At 31.3% G+C, this 396-nt stretch carries 1 protein-coding gene; it reads right to left on the bottom strand.

Annotated elements, in window-relative coordinates; genetic code table 11:
- Positions 1–396: alanine:cation symporter family protein (locus NY022_RS09595; RefSeq protein ID WP_267525658.1), on the bottom strand; the 396-nt coding region annotated here is incomplete at both ends.

Genomic DNA, 396 nt, shown 5'->3' with positions numbered 1-396 from the left:
AATTCCAAGCAAGTTTTAAATTCATTTGCGAGCCTATAAAAATCATAGCTACAGCTGTAATTCTAAACAAATTCATTACAAATTTGGAATTTGTTAAATATTTAACATTAGCTTGAGCATAATAATAATTTCCTATTAAAGAAGTTATTGCAAAAAGAACAATAGCTATAGTAATAAAATGGATTCCAAAGCTACCATAATACTCACGCATAGCTTCTTGAACTAAAGGCATTCCACCATCGATTTTACTTTCTCCAAGTCCTAAATATGCCATAGAAAAAAGAACTAAAAATCCAGAACTTGTACAAACAACAACATCAATTAAAACTGAAAAGGCTTGTATAACACCTTGTTTAGCTGGATGACTTGTCAAAGCTGCTGCAGCTGCATTAGGTG

The organism is Campylobacter sp. MG1 (genome assembly GCF_026616895.1).
Classification (GTDB): domain Bacteria; phylum Campylobacterota; class Campylobacteria; order Campylobacterales; family Campylobacteraceae; genus Campylobacter_E.
Note: the sequence above shows the minus strand (reverse complement) of the source record. Positions and strands in the feature narration are given on the sequence as shown.